Source organism: Halorubrum sp. F4, assembly GCF_027257195.1.
GTDB lineage: Archaea > Halobacteriota > Halobacteria > Halobacteriales > Haloferacaceae > Halorubrum.
Genome location: NZ_JAPDFS010000001.1, coordinates 605,418 through 626,107 on the forward strand (window position 1 = coordinate 605,418; position 20,690 = coordinate 626,107).

Consider the following 20,690-nt stretch of genomic DNA (forward strand, 5'->3'; position numbering starts at 1 on the left):
CAAGTTTTAATCCCTGGGGAACCGTTCGGTCATCATGGCGACCGCCCCACCCGAGTACGACGGGCCCATTCAGGCCGTGGAACGAGCGATGGCGATCGTGGAGGAGATCCGCCGTCGGGACGGAGCCGGCGTGACAGAGCTCGCCGACCACTTCGGCTTCTCGAAGAGCACGGTCCACGACCACGTGACGACGTTGGTCCGGACGAACTACCTCACCCGCGATGGCGACGAGTATCACGTCGGGTTGCGCTTTCTGAGCCTCGGTGGGTACGCCAGACAGCGACGGGAACTCTACGAGCTCGCGAAAAACGAGGTCGACGACCTCGCGGAGGAAACGGGCGAATCGGCGAAGTTCGTCGTCGAGAACGACGGACGTGGGATCTACCTGTACCAGTCGCTCGGCGGCGACGCGGTTCGGACGGACTCGCACGTCGGAACGCGCGTCTACCTCCACGCGAACGGCGTCGGCAAGGCGATCCTCGCGAACCTTCCGGAGGAGCGTATCGAGCGGATACTCGACCGACACGGGATGCCCGGCTGGACGGAACACACGATCACCGACCGGGACGAACTGTACGAGGAGCTCCAGGATATCCGTGACCGCGGCGTCGCCTTCGACAACGAGGAACGCATTCGGGGCCTCCGGTGCGTCGCCGCGCCGGTGACCCGCGACGGGGAGGTGCTCGGGGCCATCAGCGTCTCGGGCCCGACGAAGCGGTTCAACGACCAGGCGTTCCTGGACCGAATGGCGGAACTCGTCCGGAGCACCGCGAGAGTGATCGAGATCAACGCCAAGTACACGTAGCGCCCGCGCGGTCGGTGTCCGTTCCGTACAGCGGAACGAAACCGTCTCGATCGGACTCGGGTCGGATGAACCTCGAGAGCCCTCGTTGCCGTCCGTCCTCGAGCGTTCCGTCCTCCGGGGCCGATCACGGCGTTTCCGTTCGCTCCTTGACTTTACAACTGTAGTAGTGTAATCCAAGGCGGCGGGGTGGAAGTGAGCAGACGGGAGCCTCGATCGTCACGGCACGTTCCTTCATCGCCTCGCTACGATGACTGACGGCGTTCCGTTGTGAGGAACACCCGCTTCGACGCTTTCGGATCCCGTCGAAGGGAGGTAGCCGTCGGTCGGTTCGCCGAACGGACGACCGCTACCCGAGGAGTCGGTCGATGTCCTCGTCAAGTCGCTCGTAGAGCTCCTCGGCGCGTCGCTCGTTCTCCGCCGAGAGCGGTTCGATCGGTTCACGGACGGTTCCGCCGTGGAGGCCGGCACAGTCGAGCCCCTTCTTCACCGCCGGGACGCTGATGGCCGCCGGGATCCGGTTGTGCTCGCCGGTCCGTCCGCGGAAGTTCTGATAGGGGAGACAGACGTCCCGCAGTTCCCGGGCGCGTTCCCAGTCTCCCGCCGACAGCGCGTCGAAGAGGGCGAGTCCGACCTCGGGGCGGAAGTTGCTCACGCCGGCGGAGAAGCCCTCGACCCCTTCGGCCCAGAAGGCGACCGCGAACGGCTCGGCGAGTCCGTCGACCCAGACGACGTCATCGTCCCCGGCGGCGATCCCGGCACCGAGTTTGACGGGATCCTCGAGCGCGTACTTGATCCCGACGATGGACTCGAGACGGGTGAGGTCCCCGAGGTACTCGACGGATGGGTCGAAGCCCTTGACGTACGGAACCAGGGGACGGTCGGTCGCGTCGCCGAGCTTTCGGTAGTACGTCAACAGCCCTCGCTCGTGGACGTAGGTGTGGTCCGGCGGCATGACCATCATCGCGTCCACGCCGACGTCCGCGTACTCCCGAGCGAGCGCCCTCGCGTCCGCCGTGCTCCCGCCGACGCCGGCCAGCACGCAGGCGTCGTCCGGGAGCGTCTCGACCGCGGTCTCGGCGGACGCGACGCGTTCACGTCCGGAGAGCGAGTGATACTCGCTGATGTTCGCGGTCGCGAGGAAGGTTCGGATACCGTCCGCGTAGAGCGATTCGGCGTTCGCCGCGAGCTCGTCGTGATCGATGTCGAGGTCGTCGTCGAACGGCGTCAGGAGTCCGGCGGCGACTCCGCGAAGCCGCTCGGCGACCTCGTCGCTAGTGAGTGGCACACGTTCTCAAGCACGCCGGTAACTCATAAACCCACCGGGTCCCGTGGTCGCTCGGTCGCCCGATCGAGGCGACCTTCGCCGCATACCTACCTATTTATGTAACGACGTGCATCCGTCGGGTATGGACGTGCTCCACGCGGCGATGTGGGTCGAAGACGTCGAATCGGCTGAAGCGTTTTACACCGAAGGCCTCGGACTCCACCGAACCCGCGAGTTCGAAAGCGACGACGGGGCGACGAACCGCTTCGTCGGCGGGAAGAGCGATACCGAGATCCAGTTCAAGTACTACGCCGACGGCGAGGATCCCGATGGCGACGGCAACGCCGGCGGCGACCAATCGAGCGGGTTCGACCACGTCGCGGTCGCCGTCGACGACATCGAGGAATCGATCGCGACGCTCACCGAGGAGTTCGACAGCGAACTCCTCAAGGGTCCGAAGCACCTGGAGGACAAGGACATCCGGATCGCGTTCGTCACCGATCCCGAGGGATACACCGTCGAACTGATCGAGCAGATCGAGTAGCGACGCCCGACCACCTCGGCTTCCTCGATCCGCGGGATTCGACCACCGGCTGAGCGGCGATTCCGCCCGACGATCGAATCCAATATATAAATATCCAATATATTATTTATATCTGATATATAGTTGGATGAGATCGGGTCTGAAGAATCACCGCTTCGCCAAGCGTCGTCCTTCGTTCATCCCGATGTGCCGGGAACCGCTCGACCGATCCCCGTGGCGAACGTCGAGGACTGCCACGTCGAGAGGGTCGGATCGGCTCCGGATCCGTGACGGCCGACCCGTCCCCGAGAGACGACGTGATGGCTCCGCTGAAATCCTCAGCGAGTGATACGGAGAGATCCGGTCGGTTCAGATGAAGCCACGAGCGATCCGGATTACGGTGGCGCGCCGATGAGCGCCCGCCAGGGCGCAAATCCGACCGCGAGGGACGCCGCGAGCGGAGCGAGCGGCGAGGCTGGGGAGGCGTGAAGTGCGGGGCTGTGTGGATGGATGGGACTCAAATGGGCAGCCGCGAGGGCGACGCTCGGCGAAGTAAGGACCGCAAGGAGTGAGCAAAGCGAACGACTGAGGACCACAGCGAGCCGCGGGAGCCGTGCGAGGGCGACCGAAGGGAGCCCTCGACTGGCGAACGGTAAAGCCGTGAGCCCTCGCGACTGGGGCTTTGGACCGTTCACCGAAGTTATATTCACCCCGCCAGCAACGGCCCACTCTCGATCAACTGATCCGTCCTACTAGCACTCTCGATCTACCAGCTGTTTCATCCGGTCGGAAAAACGGGAAATGACGGAGCTAACGTGATGGTACCGGGGATCGGATAGCGGTCCCGTCGTGGACGGGCGATGCTCGAGCACGGAGACGGGCGATCCCTCCGGGGACCTCGTCGAGGATGCGAGCCGACGATGCCGACGACGTGATCGGGACGGCCGGACCGGATCGAAACCGTTCGTTACCGGATGTGTATGTTCTCTTCTACTGGTAGTATTTCATAAATATATCTTTCTTTAGCATTTTAGCTCCCGATCCTCGACACGATCTTCCGGATCCGGCGCTACCGCCACGAGGTCGCCTCGCACGGAGTCGTTCTCGCGACGTCGCCATCGACTCCCCTCGGAAACCCTTATCGGCTCGGCCGCTGCCTCTCGGACATGACGAGCGAGAAGGCGAAGATGTTGAACGGGGATCCCTACGACGCCACGGACCCCGATCTCGCGGCCGAGCGGGAGCGCGCACGGGAGCTCACGGCGCGATACAACCGAACCGCCGCGGACGACGGCGAGACGCGGCGGGAGTTGCTCTCCGAGCTGTTCGGATCGGTCGGCGAGGACGCCGCGGTCGAGCCGCCGTTTCGCTGCGATTACGGCTACAACGTCCACGTCGGCGACGACTTCTACGCCAACTTCGACTGCGTCTTCCTCGACGTCCGCCGGATCGAGATCGGCCGGAACTGCCTGATCGGTCCGGGGACGCACATCTACACCGCGACGCATCCGATCGACGCGGCGGACCGCGCCGAGGGCCTCGAGTCCGGCGACCCGGTGACGATCGGCGACGACGTGTGGATCGGCGGGCAGGCGACGATCAACCCCGGCGTGTCGGTGGGAGACGGCTCCGTGATCGCCGCCGGCGCGGTCGTCGTCGAGGACGTTCCCGCAGGGGTCGTCGTGGGTGGGAATCCGGCGACGGTCGTTCGGGAACTCGACGACGAGGAGTGATCGCGCTCAGTCGCCCGCGACCGCGAACCGGGAGACGTCGCCGTCGGCGGTCGGCGCGGTGAGCCGCGAGACGACGACCGTGAGCGCGAGCGAGAGGAGCATCAGCCCGAGCGCCACGTCCCACCCGCCGGTGCCGGCGACGGCGACGGTGCGCGGGAGCGCCGGGACGAACGGGAGGGCCGACGACAACACCACGAGCAGATAGACGACCTGCGGGACCGCGATCCCGACCGCCATTCCGTCTCGGGTGGTCCGGTCCCAGTAGAGCGCACAGATCACGGGGAGCGACAGCAGCGCGAATCCCGAGAAGGCGGTGTCGCCCACCTCGATCAGGGTCCCGGGCCGGAGGAGGCTCGCGAGGAACGCGAGGGTGGCGAAGACGACGACGCCGAGCCGGGCGGTCCACGCCTCCCGGCTCGCGGAGGCGTCCGGGTTGACGAACGGGCGGTAGAGGTCCCGGGTGAAGTACGACGACCCCGAGAGCAGCATCGAATCCGACGAGGACATCATCGCGGCCATCGCGCCGGCGATCACGAGCGCGGCGAACCACGTCGGCGTGTACGCGTTCAACACGACGGGCAGCACGTTCGCACCCTCGGGCACGTCGATCGGCATCCCGGCCGCCCACGCGCCGAGCAGGAACGCGGGCAGAAAGAGGAGGAGCACGAGGACGGGCCACAGCGCGAACGACCGCTTGAGCACCGCGCTCGAGTCCGCGACGAAGAAGCGCTGGTTGATCTGCGGGAACATGGTCACGCCGAACGCGATGGTGATCGCCGTCGAGACGATGAACCCGGGCGTGTAGACCCCGCCGCCGAAGCTTCCGAACTCGGGACGGGCCGTCAGCATCGACCCCGTCGCCGCGCCGACGCCGCCCACGGCCGAGACCACCCAGGCGGCGGCGATCCAGACGATGGAGAGCATGAACAGCCCCTGGATCGTGTCGGTCCACGCGACGCCGCGCATCCCCGCGAGCGTGACGTACGCGATCATGAACGCGGTGACGAGCGCCGCCCCGCCCCAGTAGGGGACCGCACCGCCGGTCAGGCCGACCAGTGCCTCGCCCGCTCCCATCTGTTGAAGCATGACGTACGGGAACAGCCACAGGAGGCTGACGGCGGCGACGAGTCCGCGGAGGCCCCGGGAGCCGAACCGGTCGCCGAGCATCTCTCCGAGCGTGACGTAGCCGTGTCGCTCGCCGATAAGCCACTGTTTGTAGCCGACGACGTACCACAACACCGCGAACAGCACGCCGTCGAGCGTTCCCATCACGACCAGCCACTCCGGGCCGGCCGCGTACGCGAGGTTCGGGCCGCCGAAGAAGGTGAACGCCGAAAGCAGCGTGGCGAACGTCGTGAACAGCAACACCAGCGTGCCGATCGATCGGTTCGCGAGGTAGTAGTCCTCCGCGGTCGACTCCGTGACTCGGTAGGCGACGAGGCCGATCGCGAGCGCCGCGATCAGATAGCCGACGACGATGCCGAGCCCGATTCCCGCGGTCATCGGGGCTCACCCCCGTCGGTCGCGGCGTCGGGTCCGTCGTCCCGTTTCCCGTCGTTTCCTTTCTCGGCATCGAGCCCCATTCCACGTTCCCACGCGCCGCTCCGAACGAACGCCCGAAACGCGAGCGCACAGAGCCCGAGCCAGCCGACGTGCCACCAGATCCACACCGGCAGCCCGACGACGACGCGATCCACCCCCCACAGCGGCCACGGGATCGCGAACGCGACGAGAACGGCGAACGTCGGTACCCACACGAGATCTCTCGAACGTCTCACCACTTGGGAATATCATGGGGTCGAACCGACTAAACGCTGTTCCTTGGGCGCCGAGACGGTCACGGAACGACCACCGGACGACCGCGAATCCTCGCGATCGAGATCGTTCGGCGCTCGACGACGCTCGGCGAGGGTCCGTGGGTCGACAGGTATTTTTCCGGACCGATCCTATCCGAAACGGGACGACGACTCGTCGTCCGTTCACATCACCATCACTCATCACATGAACGACACAGCCAAATACCTGATCCGGGCCACCATCGCGGCCGACGGCGTCGTCGAGCGAAGCGACGTCGTCGGCGCGGTGTTCGGACAGACGGAGGGGCTCCTCGGCGACGAGCTCGACTTGCGCGACCTCCAGGAGTCCTCGAAGGTGGGCCGGATCGACGTGGAGATACGGTCGGAGAACGGCCAGTCATTCGGCGAGGTGACCGTCGCCTCGAGCCTCGACAAGGTCGAGACCGCGATCCTCGCGGCCTCGCTGGAGACGATAGACCGGATCGGTCCCTGTGGGGCCGCCGTGGAGGTGACGAGCATCGAGGACGTGCGCGCGGCCAAACGCCGCGAGGTCGTCGAACGCGCCAAGGAGCTCGTCGCGAGCGGGTTCGAGGAGACGAGCCTCGGCAGCGACGACGTGTTGGAGGAGGTCCGCGACGCCGCCCGCGTGGAGGGGATCGTCGACTACGAGGGGCTCCCTGCCGGGCCGCGGGTCGGTGACTCCGACGCCGTGATCGTCGTCGAGGGTCGTGCGGACGTCTCGACGCTGCTCGAGTGCGGGATCAAGAACGCGGTCGCCGTCGAGGGGACGAACGTTCCCGACGCCGTCGCGGAACTGACCCAGTCGCGGACGGTCACCGCGTTCCTCGACGGCGACCGTGGCGGCGAACTCATCCTCCGCGAGCTCGCGCAGGTCGGCGACGTCGATTACGTCGCGTTCGCGCCGCCCGGCGAGTCCGTCGAGGACCTCGACCGCGGCGCCGTCTTCGAGGCGCTCCGCGGGAAGGTCCCCTACGAGACGCTCGCCGACGCGCCGAACCTCCGGGAGGCGGCCGGAAGCGACCCGAGGCCCGACGACGAGGGACGAACCGACGCCGATGACGGGGGACGTACCGACGACGGGAAGGGAGCCGCCGACAGCGATTCCGTTCCCGAGACCGCCGCCGGCGCGTCCCGGTCCGATGCGTCGATCGTGACCTCCGACCCGACCGAGGTCGACGGAGCGAGCGAGACTCGGGAGCCCGAACGCGACGCGGATCCGAACGCATCGACCGTCGACGACGGTTCCGACGCCGACAACGAGGCTGCCGCCGACAACGACGATGACACCGCCGACAACGACGACAATACCGCCGGCGACGACGGCGCTACCGACCCGGCTCCCTCCGACGACGAGCCCCGGTCGCTCGAGGAGCACGTCCAGGAGGTCGTCGATCGCGAGAGCGGGCTCGCGAGGCTGCTCGACGACGACCTCGGGATCCTCGAGGAGGTCCAAGTCGACGACGCGTTCGCCGCGGTCGAGGGGGCGTCCGACCCTCCTCACGCGGTCGTCGTCGACGGCCTGATCGATCAACGGCTGCTCGACGTCGCCGCCCAGCGCGGGGTGAGCCGGCTGTTCGGCCGCGAACTCGGCGACTTCGTCAAACGGCCGATCGGCACTCGGGTCTCGACCGTCGGAGATCTTCCGATCGAGGCGTAAGCGGGTCGCCGGAGCGAACCGGACGATGCGGGAGGTTCGCCCGACGGCTCACGCTAGCCCGAACGCGCCGAGCAGCGCGAACAGCGCGTCGCCGTAGGTGACCGAGACGACCAGCCCGGCCGCCATCGGCACGACGAACGGCATCCCGGGCGAGACGCGAACCGTCTCGCGACCGACGACGACCTCCAAGCCCTCCCGGAGCGTCTCGGCGTCGGTCCCGTACGCGCCGTGGTCGATATCGGCGAGGAACCGTTCGGCGGCCCACGGGTCGTCGAGATCGAGACCGTCCCTATCCCCGTCGCCGTGGGGGTCGTCCTCATCGCCATCGGAGTCGTCCTCGTCGGTCCCGATCACCTTTCCTCCGTCGGTCGCGGGGCCGACCTGGGTGCCGCCGTCCGTCGGGTCGAACGTGTCCGTGACGCTCTCGGGGTCGCGGAGGCGGTCGGGAGCGTCCCGGAGCTCCGCGAGCGTCAGCCCGCGCCATCGGAGGTACATCCGGAGCGCGTCCAGATCGAGCCCGTTCCGGGTCGTTCCCCGCGTGTCCTCGAACAGCCGGCCGTGTCGCGCCGGAAGCGAGGCTGTCGACACCGGACGAGCGAGGAACATCGTCGACGACCGCTCGCCGGTCGCGAGATTGAAGACGGCGAGCCCGATCGGGTAGGCCAACCCGAGAAGCACCGTGTTCGTGAGGATCGTGAGCGAGAAGACGCCGAGAACGGTCTCGACGAGCGGAAGGGAGACCCCCGCGACGGTGTAGCTCGGGAACGTCGGGAACACGATCGCGAGCGCGATGAGCGCCTTCGCGTCGGCCCCGCCGAACGCGCCGAGGTACCAGAACGCGTAGCCGAGCGGCGCGACGAACAGCAGGCTGACGGCGACTCGAACGAGGAACCACCGCCCGTCGAGTCCCGCGAAGGGCCACAAAAGGGCCGCATCCCAGAGGAGTAGCAGCGCGCCGAACGCGTACAGCGGCGGCCAGATCCGATTGGGAAGCCGCCGGGTCCGGACGTCCCGGACCGCCGCCCAGCAGAAGACGGGGACGACGATCAGTCGGAGCGCGTCCGGCAGGGTTGCGAACATGTCGACACGGCCGGGTCGGGAGGAATTAGGCGTTCGGGTTCGGCTATCGGTGACGATACTCGCCGGACCCGATCCGGCGGGACTTTGTGGGTCCGTCGCCGACCCCGAGTCGATGCGACGACGAGTCGGGACGAGCCTCTACGCCGGTTTCCTCTTCGTCGTGCTGGGCGCGATCGCGTGGGCCACCGGGCAGCCGTTCGTCTTCCCGAGCCTCGGCCCGTCCGCGTTCCTGCTCGCGTTCGATCGGCGCGGCGGACGGGAGCGGGCCGCCCGGATCGTCGGAGCACACCTCATCGGCGGCGTCGCCGGGCTCCTGGCGTGGTCGGTGCTGGCCGCCGGCGTCTCGCTCACCGCGACCCCGCCGGCGTTCTCGCCCGAAGGGTTCCGGCTGGCCGCGAGCGCGACGGTCTCGCTCGTGGCCACGAGCTGGGCGATGATCGCGACCGATGCGGTCCACGCCCCCGCCTGTGCGACGACGCTCATCGTGTCGCTGGGGCTCCTGTCGACCCCGACCGAGGTGGGGATCGTCGTCGTCAGCGTGGTCGTCCTCGTGGGCGTTCACTCGATCGTGATCACGGGGTTCGATCGACTCGTCGGTGACACACGTCCGCCCCGGGCGTGAGGAAGATACCCGGACCGCGGACCGATCGGCGGGTCACGGCGTCGGTCCCGCGTCGCGATGGAGGTACAGGTACGCGAGCACGGGCAGGATCGTGAACACGATCGTCGCGAGCGCCCACGCCAGCGCCCGGTCGCTGCCCCGCGCCTTCGCGTCGCGGTAGATCCAGACCGCGACCGCGAGGACGATCCCGTACACTGCCCCGTAGTAGAGCACCGACCGGAGCGTCGCGAACTGGAGGACCGTCGCCGCCGCGAGGGGGACCGGATCCATACCCGATCTGCGGGAGCGAGCGAAAAGAGCGTAGCGGTCTCGAGCGCGACCGATGATCGAGTTTCCGATCCGAGTCGCGTAGGTCCGACCCGCTTACGGCCGAGTCACTTACCGCCAGGGCCGCGATTCCTCGGTGAGCTCGCCCGCGAGGTCCCGACGCATCACTCCCGCGGGGTCGTCAGCGTTCGCGAGCGCCCACATGAGCTTCACCTTCGCCGTGCCCGGGAGGGTGTCACCCGCCTCGATCACGCCGGCCTCGAGCAGGTCCCGTCCGGTGTCGTAGACGCGGTCGCACACCCGCCCCTCGAGGCACTGGCTCGTCATGACGACGACCGTCCCGTCCTCGACCAGGTCCTCGATACGGGGGATCAGGTCGGTGTGGACGTGGCCGAGTCCGGTTCCCTCGATCACGACGCCGGCCTTCCCCTCGAGGTAGTCCCACGCGGCGGGGTCCATCCCGGGCGTGAACTTCGCGAGCTCGACCTCGGACTCGAGGTCGGCCGCGATCGCGGGGTCGTCGCCGGTCCCGTTCCCGCCATGAGAGGCGGGCTCACGGTTCCACGCGATCGCGTCCTCGGCCACGTCGCCGTCGGCACCCGACTCGGTCGCGACCTCGTAGTCGACGATCCCCAGCGGCTCCGCGCCCACCGTCTCGAAGGCGTCGCGCCGGGAGGTGTGGTTCTTCCGGACCCTGGTTCCCCGGTGGAGGGCGCAGGCGTCGTCGGAGGGGCCGGCGTGCATACACACGAGCGTCTCCGCGTGGTCGGCCTTGGCGGCCTCGACCGCACATACCGCGTTCATCACGTTGTCCGAGGAGGGCCGGTCCGCCGAGCGCTGGCTCCCCGTGAACACGACGGGGACGGGAACGTCGAGGGTGAACGCGAGCGCGGACGCGGAGTACTGCATCGTGTCCGTCCCGTGCATCACGACGACGCCGTCGGCACCGGCTTCGACCTCCTCGTGGACCGCCTCGGCGAGGTCACGCCAGATCCCCGGCTCCATGTTCTCCGAGAGGATGTTGGCGACGACGCGCCCGCGGTAGTTCGCACGCCCCGCGAGGTCGGGGACCGCCCGCAGCACGTCCTCGGCGTCGAACCGGGCAGTGACCGCGCCCGTGCGGTAGTCGACGGTCGACGCGATGGTCCCGCCGGTGGAGATGAGCGCCACCGTGGGCAGGTCCTCGTCGAAGGTGATCTCGCTGGCCTCGCCCGCGGCGTCGCCCGTCTCGTCGACGTCGCGCACGCCCGACTCGAGCACCTCGACGTCGGCGGCGTCGCGGTCGATCCCGACGTTGTACCCGCCCTCGAGCTTGACGACGAGGTGGTCGCGCGTCGTCGAGGGCAACAGCACGCCCTCGTTCGTGACGTCCCCGCGGTCGACGCGGACGCGATCTCCCGGTTGCATACCACCCGGTTCCCGGTCGGCGGACTTGAATCCAGCCGTTCGTAGTCGAAGTACGACGGTGGAGTTCAACCGACTACCGCTCAGACCGGGAAGTCGGCCTCGGGGCCGACGACGCGGTCGACCTCCTCCGGCACACGCCAGTCGGTGGTGCGCTCGAGGAGCTGGACGACCATCCGTCCCGTCACGCCCCAGACGGTGTAGCCGTCGACGTGGAAGTAGTGGACGCGGTGGTCGCCGTACTCCGGGTGGCCGATCCGACGCTCGGACTCGTAGTTCGCCGGGTCGACGAGGTCGTCTACCGCGAGGACGGCGACCTCGGCGACTTCCGACTCGTCCGGCACGTACTCTCGATCGGGGGCGACGCCGACGAACGGGCGGACCGCGTACTTGCTCGAGGTTCGCGTGTCGTCGATGCGACCGACGACGTCGATCTCCTCGGGGCGCATGCCCACCTCCTCGTTCGCCTCGCGGAGGGCAGTGTCGGTCAGGGTCCGATCGATCGGCTCTCGGCCGCCGCCGGGGAAGCTCATCTGCCCCGGATGCTCCCCGAGGTGTTCGGCGCGCTTCGTGAACAGCAGGTGGGCCGCGCCGTCGCGTTCGATCACCGGGGCCAACACGGCCGCCTCGCGACGGCCCGCAAGCGACCGCGGCGTATGGCGGCGAAGCCCCGACAGGTCCATGCCGGTCGTAGGAACTCGGGGGCGGTTAACCTTTCTCCGATCGCCGAAACACGGTGGTACCGATCGTTTCAACACGCGAGAACGTCTTTCAACTGATATGACTATTTCCATAGGTTTAAGGGCCGAGGTTTGAATCGTTAGTCGATTACCAAATGAGATCTCGACGAATCATCGCCGCGTTGCTCGTCGTCGTCGTGACCGCGGGCTGTACGGGAGCCGTCCCCGGGCTCGGGGGCGCAGGGCCGATCGATCAGACGCCGGACAGCGCGGAAGCCGTGTTCCACGTGGACGCCGACGGCCTGGAGGAAGACCCCGCAACGGCGGCGATCCTCGAGAGCCTCTCCGAGGAGGACCCGTCCATGGAGGACCCCGAAGAAGTCAGTAGCGAGTTCGAAGACGAGTTCAACGTCGCTCCCGGTGACGTGAGCGAGGCGGTCGTGTTCACCGAGGACGTGGAGGCCGCGGGCGCGTACGGCGAGCAGTCCGTCGGACTCATCGTCCACGGCGAGTTCGACTCGGCCGACGTCGTCGACGGTATCAGAGAGCAGTCGAGCGATCTCGAGGAGGTCGAGTACAACGACCATACGCTGTACACGGGCTCCGACGAAAGTCTGGCCGGGGACACGGCGGCCGTCGCCGTGCTCGACGAGGAGGGCCAGGTCGTCATCGGTGACCGCGCGTCGGTCGAGTCGGTCGTCGACACCGCCGCCGGCGACGCGGACGCACTGAGCGGCGACCTCAAGGAGGAGTACGACACGGCCAGCGACGGCGCGCTCGCCGCGGGCGTGACTGAGTTCCCGGGCGAGGAACTCGCCGGGCAGTCGGTCGGTGCCGGCGTCGACACCTCGGTGCTCGAATCGGTGACGCTCGCGTCCTACGGGTACCGGACCGACGACGAGACGGTCTCCACGGAGCTTCGACTCCACGCCGAGAGCGCGTCCGACGCCCAGGACCTCCGTGACGTGATCGCCGGCGCGCTCGTCGCCGCCGGGGACACCGGCTACGAGGACCTCGACGCCGAGTTGGACGAGATCGAGGCCGAACAGGACGGCGACGACGAGTCGATCGTCGTCGTCAGCTACGAGGGCAACGCCGAGGACATCACGAACGCGATCGAGACGGTCCTGTACTAGCGTCGAGGTTCGTTCGTCTGACATTCGATGATACGCGATACGGCCGTGTTCCTCTGGACGGAAGCGTACGCGGCCAGACGACGACTCGCCGCCCTTTTCGTCGGATTCGCGCTCCTGCCGGGGCTTCTCGTGGTCGGCACCGCCGGCTTCGATCAGACGCTTCCACAGGACGTCCCCGTCGGCATCGCTCCGGCGGAGGCGGGAACGACCGCGGACGATCTGACCGTGACGCGGGGCGGAGTCGCGCTGTTGGGTACTCCCGTCCAGTACGACACCGAGGAGGCCGCCCTCCGCGGGCTCGACCGCGAGGAGGTGTACCTCGTCGTGCTCGTCCCGCCCGACGTCCTCGATGACGAGGAGACGACGGAGTTCCGGATGATCTGGCACGGGTCCGCGGTCCCGCTCGTCGAGGCGATCGGCCTGTTGGAGGCCGTCTTGAGCGTCGAGCTCTCGTCGTTTCTGCCCGGTGAGGTCGACGTCACCCACGAGCAGCGCGGGACGCTGTTGACGCTCTCGGAGTACCTCATCCCGACGGGAACGACCCTGTTCGTGCTGGTCGTCGGACTGCTCTTCGTTCCCTACGACGTGATCACCGACCGACGGGTGCTCGATCGGATCCGCCATCAGTCGCGGTTGGAGGCGTTCGTGGCCGCGAAGCTGGTGTTTTACACCCTCCTGACGGGGGTCGTTCTCGCGGCCGTCGCGGTCGCGAACGTCCCGATGGAGTATCGGATCGCCCCGCTCCGCGTCGAGACCGTAACCGCGGTGGGGTTGTTGTTCCTCTCGACGGCCGCGGTCGGGATCGGGATCGCGTTTCTCCTCGGATTGGGGCGAACCACGCTGTTCGTTAACCTCGGCCTCTTGATCGGGATCGTCGGACTCGGGAGCCTGCTGTATCCGGTCGGGTTCTTCTCGTCGACGCGAATGGAGATCGCCCGGAGCCTTCCCCCGCACTATCTCGCGATCGTGATCAGGGGACACCTCGTCCGCGGCGACGGGTTCGGCCTGTACGCGGACTGGTACCGGTTCATCGCCATCTACGTCGTCGGCTGTCTCGGCTTCTGTTGGACCTGTATTCGAACCTACGAGTGGAGGCGATGAGGATGCCGGATCGCCCCTCCTCCGATCGGGCCGCCGTCCTCCCCGATCGGGCCGCCGTCCTCCTCGATCGAACCGCCGACCTCGTCGCCCGAGCCGGTTCACGAGGGAGCTATCGTGATCCCTCGTCGGATCCCTCGGAGCCGATCGTCCGGCTTCGCGACGTCTCGAAGCGGTTCGGGCCGGTGACGGCCCTCGACGGGATCGACTGCCGGTTCGACCGCGGGCGGATCCACGGGGTCGTCGGGCCGAACGGCTCGGGGAAGACGACGTTCTTCGAGATACTCCTCCGTCTCCGCCACCCGACGGCCGGGACGGTGACCGCACCGCCGCCGGCGGCCATCGGATACTCGTTTCAGGAGCCGCAGTTCTACCCCGACCTCACCGCGGGCGAGAACCTCTCGGTCTTCGCGCGACTCCACGGGGACGTCGACCCCGAGTGGCGGCGCTCCGTGACCGATCGCCTCCGTCTCGACAGGGTGCGACATCAGCGGGCCGCGGCCCTTTCGGGCGGATTCAAAAAGAAGCTCGACGTCGCCATCGCGTTCCTCTCCCGGCCGGAGCTGCTCGTGCTCGACGAGCCGCTTGCGGGGATCGACCGGCTCTCCCGGGAACGCGTCCTCGAGTTGATCGTGGAACACGCCGAGGACGGCGGGACCGTCCTCGTCTCCTCACACGACCGCGAGCGCGTCGATCCGATCCTCGACTCCTCGCTGACGCTGTACGACGGTCGGGTCGACCGCCCGGAGCGGTAGCCGGGTTCGTCGTGAACACGCCTTCGGACCTTTTAAGCCCGCGACCCGCCCTGTGAGAAACAATGAGCGACGACGACCAGGAACTCGGGATCACCGAGTCCAAGTCACACAACACCGGCGAGTGGTACGCCGAGGTCGTGCGGAAGGCGGGGCTGGCCGACTACGGTCCCGAGGGGATGAGCGGGTTCATCGTCACGCGACCGCGAGCGTACGCGATCTGGGAGCGGCTCCAGGGGTTCCTCGACGCGAAGTTCAAGGACACGGGGGTCCAGAACGCCTACTTCCCGATGTTCATTCCGGAGTCCTATCTCGAACGGGAGAAGGACATCGTCGAGGGGTTCGACCCCGAGGTGGCGTGGGTCACCGAGGCGGGGACCAAAGAGCTCGAGGAGCGGCTCGCGGTCCGGCCGACCTCCGAGTCGATCATCACGCCGTACATCTCCCAGTGGGTGCGGAGCCACCGCGACCTCCCGCTCCGGGTGAACCAGTGGTGTTCGGTCGTGCGCTGGGAGGCGACCGAGACGAAGCCGTTCTTCCGGACGAAGGAGTTCCTCTGGCAGGAGGGCCACACCGCCCACGCGACGAGCGATGACGCCTGGGAGGAGACGATGACTCGGCTCGACCAGTACGAGTCCGTCTACGAGGACCTGCTGGCCATCCCCGTGCTCAAGGGCCAGAAGCCCGACCACGACAAGTTCCCGGGCGCGGACACGACGACGACCGTCGAGGCGCTCATGCCGGACGGCAAGTCGGTTCAGGGCGCGACCTCCCACCACCTGGGACGGTCGTTCGCCGAGGCGTTCGACATCACCTTTTCCGACGAGAACGAGGACGATCGCACGGCCCACACCACCTCCTGGGGGCTCTCCTGGCGCGCGCTCGGCGCGTTGATCATGACCCACTCGGACGAACAGGGGCTCGTGCTCCCGCCTGGCGTCGCACCGAGCCAGGTCGTCGTCGTCCCCATCTGGCAGGAGGACACCAAGGACGAGGTGCTCGAGTACGCCGAGGGCGTCGCAGACGACCTCGATTCGGCGGGGATTCGCGTCGAGCTCGACGACCGCGACGAGCGCAACCCCGGGTTCAAGTTCAACGAACACGAGCTGAACGGGATCCCGCTGCGGATCGAGATCGGCCCCTACGAGGTCGAGGACGACGAGCTCACGCTGAACCATCGGCCCGACGGGGAAGAGCACGTCGAGGACCGCGAGGACGTCGCCGGAACGGTCCGGGATCACCTCGACGAGGTGTACGCGAAGCTGTACGCGGCCGCCGAGGACACCCTCGACGGCGAGGTCCGCGAGGCGGACGATCGCGCGGGGATCCTCGGGACGCTCGGCCAGCACGGCGGCTACGTGAGGACGCCGTGGTGCGGCGACGAAGCCTGTGAGGAACCGATCAAGGAGCCGATGGCCGCGGAGATCGTCATGGTCCCCTTCGAGGACGACGACCCGCTCGTCGAGGGCGGTAACGGCGACGCGGACCACGACGAGACGTGCGCGATCTGCGGCGACGACGCCGAGCGGACGGCGTACTTCGCGAAGTCGTACTGAACGAACCGTTCCCGAGACCGGTCCGCGAGCCCGGGATCGATCCGCGACGAGGTTCCCAGTCGACATCCGGCTTAATCCGGCTTAATCCGGGGTGAAGGGTGTGGGTGTATTTACGCGGCGGTCGCCGATCGACGGACATGACCCGACGGATCCCGTTGCTCGTCGCGGCCCTGGTCGTCGTGGGACTGATCGCGACCGTCCCTCTCGGGGCCGCGATGACCGGAGAGCCCGGAGCATCGACCGCGGTCGACGACGGCGTGGCTGCCGACGGGAACACACAGGTAGAATCCGAGAACGGTACGAGCGATATCAGCCCCGGAGAGCGACTCTCCGGAGTCATCGGCGTTCAGGGGGCGGAAGTCGAGGGGGAGGTCGAGTCGCGGTCGTTCGGGATCCGGATCGCGGAGGCGGAGACCGACGAGGAGCGAGCGGCGGTGATCGCGGACCAACTCGACCGCAACGAGGAACGGCTCGCGGAGCTCCGTGATCGACAGCGTGAACTCCGCGAACGTCGTTCCGGCGGAAACGTGAGCGACGGCGCGTACGCCGCACAGGAGGCGAAGATCGGCGCGCAGGCGGCGTCGGTGAATCGAACGACCGAGCGGAGCGCCGAGGTCGCGTCGGGGCTCCCGGCGGACGTGCTCGCGGAGCAGGGCGTCGACGCCGAGCGGATCCGGACGCTCAGGGAGCACGCGAGCGAGTTGAGCGGCCCGGAGACGGCCGCGATCGCCCGTGAGATCGGCGGGAACCGAACCGGGGCACCGATGGGGCCCGATCGCGGCGACCGTCCGGGAGCCGGAAACGGCCTCGGGGGATCCGAGGGTGAGTTCCCGGTGAGCGGTGGCCCGAATTCGACCGGAAACGCCTCCGAGGCGGAAAACCGAACGCCGGTGAACGGCCCGGAGCGTGACGGAGCGGAGCGTGACGGAGCGAACGTGAGCGGCTCCGACGCCGAGGGGAACGCCACTGTCGGGTCGGATGCCACCGGTGGATCGGATGCCACTGCCGGGTCGGGTTCCGGCGAGGACGCGTCCGAGAACGGAGCGACCGGGGACGGGACGGACGCCGGCGGTGACGACGTCGCGACGGACGACGGCGAATCCACAAACGGCGACGAATCCACGAGCGACGGCGAACCCGAAAGTGGCGGGAACGCCGGAAACGGGGACGAGTCAGGTTCCGATCCGGATTCGGGTGGAGATGCGGACGGCTCTCAGGGTTCGAACGGAGACACGGGCGGAAACGACCGGAACGGACCGTAGCGTGACCATGTCGGAGAGTGACGACCATCCGGCGGCCGTGGAGGGTCACGGAACGACCGGTCACGGCGCAGTCGATCGCGATGGAATCGAACACGACCGGATGACATGGGAAGCGATTTAGCGCGCCCCCGTGTCCGTCCGTCCGTGAAGCGAACGACCGCCCTCCTCGTGGTCGTCTGCTGTCTCGTCGTGGCTCTCCTCGTCGGCGCGTCCACCGGCGTCTCGGGGGTCGCCGGCGACCCCTTCGCCCAACAGGAGGAGATCGACCCCGACGACGTCCTGATCACCGCCGACGTCGACGCCGAGGGCGACGCGGTCTGGACGATCGAGTACCGGGTTCGGCTCTCGTCGGACGACGAGGAGCAGGCCTTCGAGGAGTTCCGCACGGACCTCGAGGCGAACCCCGAGGCGTACACCGACCGCTTCCGTGGACGGATGGAGACGACCGTCGGGGCGGCGGCGAACGCGACGGGACGGGAGATGTCGGTCTCGAACGTGTCGGTGACCGCGGAGCGGCGAGAGATCCCCCAGGAGTACGGGGTCGTCACCTACCGGTTCCGCTGGGGCGGCTTCGCGACCGTCGAGGACGGCCGGATCGCCGTCGGTGACGCGATAGACGGGATGTTCCTCGACGAGGAGAGCTCGCTCATCCTCTCGTGGCCGGACTCCCACGAGCTGGACGAGGCGGCTCCCGCGCCCGCGGAAACGCGGGACGGGTCGGTCGTCTGGGTCGGCCCGGTCGACTTCGCCGGGGGTGAACCGCGGGTCGCGGCCGTCCCCGAGTCCGCCGTGAGTTCGCTCCCCGGCGGGCTTCCGATCCTCGCCGTCGTCGGTCTCCTCGTCGTCCTCGGCGGAGCCGTGGCGTACGTCCGACGCGATCGGAAGTCGCCGGTCGCGGAGGACGGCTCGACGGCAGGGCCGAGCGCGAGCGATGAACGCCGGGACGAAGCAGCCACGGACGACGAAGCCGACGCGGAAGCGGCCGCGGACGACGGTTCGACGGACGACACCCCCGAGGACGACGAGTCATCGGACGGCGACTCCGCGGACGACGGAGACGTTCCGCCGATCGACGCGGAACTTCTGAGCAACGAGGAGCAGGTGCTCCGGCTTCTCGAGCGTGAAGGCGGGCGGATGAAACAGAAGCGGGTCGCCGAGGAGCTCGACTGGACGGCCGCGAAGACGAGCCAGGTGGTCACCGGGCTCCGCGACGAGGGCGATCTGGAAGGGTTCCGGCTGGGCCGCGAGAACGTGCTCGCGCTTCCGGACGAAGGCGACGCCGAGGACGGAAACGATGGCGACGGTGACGACCGCGACGCCGGCCGGGACGCGTCGTCGGACTAGAGGTACTCGCGCGCCGCCGTCGCCGCCTTTCGACCGCTCTCCAGCGCGCCTTGGATCGAGGACCACTCGGTGTACTCGCCCGCGAGCACCACCGGCCCCTCGGGATCGTCCGCGTCGGGAAGGTTCGCGTGAACCCCCGGCGGCTGGGCGAACTGCGCGAAGGGGATCCGGTCGACGGCGACGGTCTCGAGGCTCTCGAACCCGCGTTCGGGAAACCACGCCGAGAGCGCGTTTCGCGTGTCTTCACGAAGGTCCTCCGTGTCACGCTCCAACGCCGCCTCGCCGAGGAAGGTCGCCGCGAGCAGGGGGCGGTTCCGGGGCGCGTACTCGGTGGCGACCTCCGAGATCGGCACGACCGCGTTCGGCGACTCGTCGGCCGCGTTGAGCAGGATCCGTTTTCCGGTCACGAACGACGAGTGCTCGGGGAGCGCGTACCACGCGGTGACGTTGGGAACCCCGGACTCGGGGATCGACTCGATCCCCGTTAGCCGCCGCGCCTCCGGCGGGGTGGTCGCGACGACGACGGCTCCGGCATCGAGGGTCCCGCCGTCCGCGAGCTCGATCCGCGCGCCGTCCGCCGGTCCGCCGGATCCGAGCCGGAATCGGTCGCCGAGCCCGCCGGATCCCCCGGATCCGACGTCGATCGCTTCGACGTCCTCGCCGGTGCGGACCTCGACCCCTGCCTCCTCGGCGCGCTCGGCGAGCTGTTCGGGGATCGCCGCCATCCCCCCGGCGGGCACCGCGATCGACCCGCGGCTCATCGCGCGGAAGGTGTACTCGAAGACCGCCTTGGAGGCCGAAAGCGACCGGTCGAGGGTGATCCCCCCGTAGAACGGTTCGACGAAGTTCGCGACGTAGTCGCTCGAGAAGCCCCAATCCGTGAGGTAGTCACGGATCGATCCCTCGGAACCGGAGTCGGATCCCGTGAAGAACTCGTCGTCCGCGCGCTTCGAGAGGTCGTATCGGAGCGCGAGCGTCCGGAGCTTGTCCGAGAAGGGGATCTCGTGGTTCAGCGCGGACTCGACGACGGCGGTCGGATCGCGGAGCGGGTCCGAGAGGACGGCCCGCGATCCCGGTCGGCAGATCGTCGCGCCGGGCGAGAACGCGCGGAGGTCGAGCCCTTCCGTGTCGAGCTCTCGTGTGACTGCGGGGTAGCTCGTGAACAGCACCTGGAACCCCCGGTCGAGCGTGAAGCCGTCGACCTCGCGGGAACGGACTCGGCCGCCGACCGACGGTCGGCGTTCGAGCAGCGTCACGTCCGCGCCCGCCTCCGCGAGGCGGGCCGCCGAGACCAACCCGGAGAGTCCGCCGCCGACGACGATGGCGTCTGCGTCCATGCGTGGAGGTTCGGACTGGTCGGTTATAAGCGGCGGCGGGACGGAACGGGATCCGTCGGCAGTGGAACGGAGGAGTCCTGACCGTGGGGACCGTCTCCGACGTACCAGCTGCTCGGTACCCCCGTGTCGTCAACGAGACACCAGTGAACACCGTCAAAGCCCCGCGACTCCCCTTTGAGTCCCGCCCACACCGCACTGCCGGAAGACGTTCCTGCTCGCTTCGCTGCGCGGGCCGCGACGTCCGTACTCCCGCTCGTTTCACTCGCGGGACCGCCCCGCACCTCACGCCTCCCCCGCCTCGTCGGCCGCCTACGGCGACCGACTCCCTCGCGTTCCGGTCGCGGGCCTCCGGC

General features: G+C 68.3%; 19 protein-coding genes. 11 read left to right on the forward strand and 8 right to left on the reverse strand.

Annotation, left to right across the window (positions count from 1 at the left end; translation table 11 throughout):
- The first annotated feature begins 34 nt into the window (after positions 1-34).
- Positions 35-805 carry an IclR family transcriptional regulator gene (locus OKW78_RS03105; protein WP_281193841.1) on the forward strand — a complete coding sequence of 257 codons (771 nt, stop codon included), beginning with the start codon at positions 35-37 and terminating at the stop codon, positions 803-805.
- A gap of 346 nt (positions 806-1,151) precedes the next feature.
- Here OKW78_RS03105 and OKW78_RS03110 read toward each other — a convergent pair whose 3' ends face one another.
- Positions 1,152-2,090: a dihydrodipicolinate synthase family protein gene (locus tag OKW78_RS03110; protein ID WP_281193842.1), complete on the reverse strand. Its 939-nt coding sequence runs from the start codon at positions 2,088-2,090 to the stop codon at positions 1,152-1,154.
- 121 nt (positions 2,091-2,211) lie between these two features.
- Between OKW78_RS03110 and OKW78_RS03115 the strand changes: the two genes are divergently transcribed.
- Both OKW78_RS03115 and OKW78_RS03120 read left to right on the forward strand, forming a co-directional pair.
- Positions 2,212-2,613, forward strand: a complete 402-nt coding sequence (locus OKW78_RS03115) for a VOC family protein (protein WP_281193843.1) — start codon at positions 2,212-2,214, stop codon at positions 2,611-2,613.
- A gap of 1,145 nt (positions 2,614-3,758) precedes the next feature.
- Positions 3,759-4,325, forward strand: a complete 567-nt coding sequence (locus OKW78_RS03120; protein WP_281193844.1) for a sugar O-acetyltransferase — start codon at positions 3,759-3,761, stop codon at positions 4,323-4,325.
- A gap of 6 nt (positions 4,326-4,331) precedes the next feature.
- Here the strand turns inward: OKW78_RS03120 and OKW78_RS03125 are convergent, their stop codons facing one another.
- Positions 4,332-5,828: a sodium:solute symporter gene (locus tag OKW78_RS03125; RefSeq protein ID WP_281193845.1), complete on the reverse strand. Its 1,497-nt coding sequence runs from the start codon at positions 5,826-5,828 to the stop codon at positions 4,332-4,334.
- Positions 5,825-6,106: a hypothetical protein gene (locus OKW78_RS03130; protein WP_281193846.1), complete on the reverse strand. Its 282-nt coding sequence runs from the start codon at positions 6,104-6,106 to the stop codon at positions 5,825-5,827. The genes OKW78_RS03125 and OKW78_RS03130 overlap by 4 nt, the downstream gene beginning before the upstream one ends.
- Positions 6,107-6,326: 220 nt before the next feature.
- Between OKW78_RS03130 and dnaG the strand changes: the two genes are divergently transcribed.
- Complete coding sequence (gene dnaG, locus OKW78_RS03135; protein WP_281193847.1) at positions 6,327-7,799, forward strand: DNA primase DnaG; 1,473 nt, start codon at positions 6,327-6,329, stop codon at positions 7,797-7,799.
- Positions 7,800-7,847: 48 nt separating this feature from the next.
- Here dnaG and OKW78_RS03140 read toward each other — a convergent pair whose 3' ends face one another.
- Entirely contained in the window at positions 7,848-8,879 is a 1,032-nt protein-coding gene (locus OKW78_RS03140) for an A24 family peptidase (protein ID WP_281193848.1), read from the reverse strand.
- Between the two features lie 112 nt (positions 8,880-8,991).
- Between OKW78_RS03140 and OKW78_RS03145 the strand changes: the two genes are divergently transcribed.
- Entirely contained in the window at positions 8,992-9,501 is a 510-nt protein-coding gene (locus tag OKW78_RS03145; RefSeq protein WP_281193849.1) for an HPP family protein, read from the forward strand.
- Between the two features lie 33 nt (positions 9,502-9,534).
- Here OKW78_RS03145 and OKW78_RS03150 read toward each other — a convergent pair whose 3' ends face one another.
- The 3 genes from OKW78_RS03150 to OKW78_RS03160 all read right to left on the reverse strand — a co-directional run bounded on the left by OKW78_RS03150 (position 9,535) and on the right by OKW78_RS03160 (position 11,855).
- Positions 9,535-9,771 (reverse strand): hypothetical protein, encoded by a 237-nt coding sequence (locus OKW78_RS03150; RefSeq protein WP_281193850.1) that lies wholly within the window; start codon positions 9,769-9,771, stop codon positions 9,535-9,537.
- A gap of 108 nt (positions 9,772-9,879) precedes the next feature.
- Positions 9,880-11,175, reverse strand: coding sequence for a Glu-tRNA(Gln) amidotransferase subunit GatD (gatD, locus tag OKW78_RS03155; protein WP_281193851.1), 1,296 nt, complete (start codon positions 11,173-11,175; stop codon positions 9,880-9,882).
- 80 nt (positions 11,176-11,255) lie between these two features.
- A complete protein-coding gene (locus OKW78_RS03160; protein WP_281193852.1) occupies positions 11,256-11,855 on the reverse strand; it encodes a CoA pyrophosphatase in 600 nt (199 codons plus the stop codon).
- Between the two features lie 152 nt (positions 11,856-12,007).
- On the opposite strand from OKW78_RS03160, the gene OKW78_RS03165 reads away from it, so the two are divergent.
- The 6 genes from OKW78_RS03165 (at position 12,008) to OKW78_RS03190 (ending at position 19,000) form a co-directional block, all read left to right on the forward strand.
- Positions 12,008-12,988 carry a hypothetical protein gene (locus OKW78_RS03165; protein WP_281193853.1) on the forward strand — a complete coding sequence of 327 codons (981 nt, stop codon included), beginning with the start codon at positions 12,008-12,010 and terminating at the stop codon, positions 12,986-12,988.
- Positions 12,989-13,015: 27 nt separating this feature from the next.
- Positions 13,016-14,089, forward strand: a complete 1,074-nt coding sequence (locus OKW78_RS03170; protein ID WP_281193854.1) for a hypothetical protein — start codon at positions 13,016-13,018, stop codon at positions 14,087-14,089.
- A gap of 2 nt (positions 14,090-14,091) precedes the next feature.
- Positions 14,092-14,841: an ABC transporter ATP-binding protein gene (locus OKW78_RS03175; RefSeq protein WP_281193855.1), complete on the forward strand. Its 750-nt coding sequence runs from the start codon at positions 14,092-14,094 to the stop codon at positions 14,839-14,841.
- Positions 14,842-14,903: 62 nt separating this feature from the next.
- A complete protein-coding gene (proS, locus tag OKW78_RS03180; protein ID WP_281193856.1) occupies positions 14,904-16,394 on the forward strand; it encodes a proline--tRNA ligase in 1,491 nt (496 codons plus the stop codon).
- Between the two features lie 137 nt (positions 16,395-16,531).
- Positions 16,532-17,656 (forward strand): hypothetical protein, encoded by a 1,125-nt coding sequence (locus OKW78_RS03185; RefSeq protein WP_281193857.1) that lies wholly within the window; start codon positions 16,532-16,534, stop codon positions 17,654-17,656.
- Between the two features lie 144 nt (positions 17,657-17,800).
- On the forward strand, positions 17,801-19,000 hold the full coding sequence (locus tag OKW78_RS03190) for a hypothetical protein (RefSeq protein ID WP_281193858.1): 1,200 nt from the start codon (positions 17,801-17,803) through the stop codon (positions 18,998-19,000).
- Here OKW78_RS03190 and OKW78_RS03195 read toward each other — a convergent pair.
- Positions 18,997-20,337, reverse strand: coding sequence for an NAD(P)/FAD-dependent oxidoreductase (locus OKW78_RS03195; RefSeq protein WP_281193859.1), 1,341 nt, complete (start codon positions 20,335-20,337; stop codon positions 18,997-18,999). The two genes, OKW78_RS03190 and OKW78_RS03195, sit on opposite strands and share 4 nt — an antisense overlap.
- Positions 20,338-20,690 lie beyond the last annotated feature (353 nt).

What these genes read in the sequence shown, in the direction of transcription:
- OKW78_RS03165 (WP_281193853.1), top strand. Translation starts at nt 12,008, where the DNA reads ATGAGATCTCGACGAATCATCGCCGCGTTGCTCGTCGTCGTCGTGACC.
- proS (WP_281193856.1), top strand. Translation starts at nt 14,904, where the DNA reads ATGAGCGACGACGACCAGGAACTCGGGATCACCGAGTCCAAGTCACAC.
- OKW78_RS03105 (WP_281193841.1), top strand. Translation starts at nt 35, where the DNA reads ATGGCGACCGCCCCACCCGAGTACGACGGGCCCATTCAGGCCGTGGAA.
- OKW78_RS03150 (WP_281193850.1), bottom strand. Translation starts at nt 9,771, where the DNA reads ATGGATCCGGTCCCCCTCGCGGCGGCGACGGTCCTCCAGTTCGCGACG.
- gatD (WP_281193851.1), bottom strand. Translation starts at nt 11,175, where the DNA reads ATGCAACCGGGAGATCGCGTCCGCGTCGACCGCGGGGACGTCACGAAC.
- OKW78_RS03140 (WP_281193848.1), bottom strand. Translation starts at nt 8,879, where the DNA reads ATGTTCGCAACCCTGCCGGACGCGCTCCGACTGATCGTCGTCCCCGTC.
- OKW78_RS03120 (WP_281193844.1), top strand. Translation starts at nt 3,759, where the DNA reads ATGACGAGCGAGAAGGCGAAGATGTTGAACGGGGATCCCTACGACGCC.
- OKW78_RS03175 (WP_281193855.1), top strand. Translation starts at nt 14,092, where the DNA reads ATGCCGGATCGCCCCTCCTCCGATCGGGCCGCCGTCCTCCCCGATCGG.
- OKW78_RS03195 (WP_281193859.1), bottom strand. Translation starts at nt 20,337, where the DNA reads ATGGACGCAGACGCCATCGTCGTCGGCGGCGGACTCTCCGGGTTGGTC.
- OKW78_RS03115 (WP_281193843.1), top strand. Translation starts at nt 2,212, where the DNA reads ATGGACGTGCTCCACGCGGCGATGTGGGTCGAAGACGTCGAATCGGCT.
- OKW78_RS03125 (WP_281193845.1), bottom strand. Translation starts at nt 5,828, where the DNA reads ATGACCGCGGGAATCGGGCTCGGCATCGTCGTCGGCTATCTGATCGCG.
- OKW78_RS03145 (WP_281193849.1), top strand. Translation starts at nt 8,992, where the DNA reads ATGCGACGACGAGTCGGGACGAGCCTCTACGCCGGTTTCCTCTTCGTC.
- OKW78_RS03170 (WP_281193854.1), top strand. Translation starts at nt 13,016, where the DNA reads ATGATACGCGATACGGCCGTGTTCCTCTGGACGGAAGCGTACGCGGCC.
- OKW78_RS03160 (WP_281193852.1), bottom strand. Translation starts at nt 11,855, where the DNA reads ATGGACCTGTCGGGGCTTCGCCGCCATACGCCGCGGTCGCTTGCGGGC.
- OKW78_RS03185 (WP_281193857.1), top strand. Translation starts at nt 16,532, where the DNA reads ATGACCCGACGGATCCCGTTGCTCGTCGCGGCCCTGGTCGTCGTGGGA.
- dnaG (WP_281193847.1), top strand. Translation starts at nt 6,327, where the DNA reads ATGAACGACACAGCCAAATACCTGATCCGGGCCACCATCGCGGCCGAC.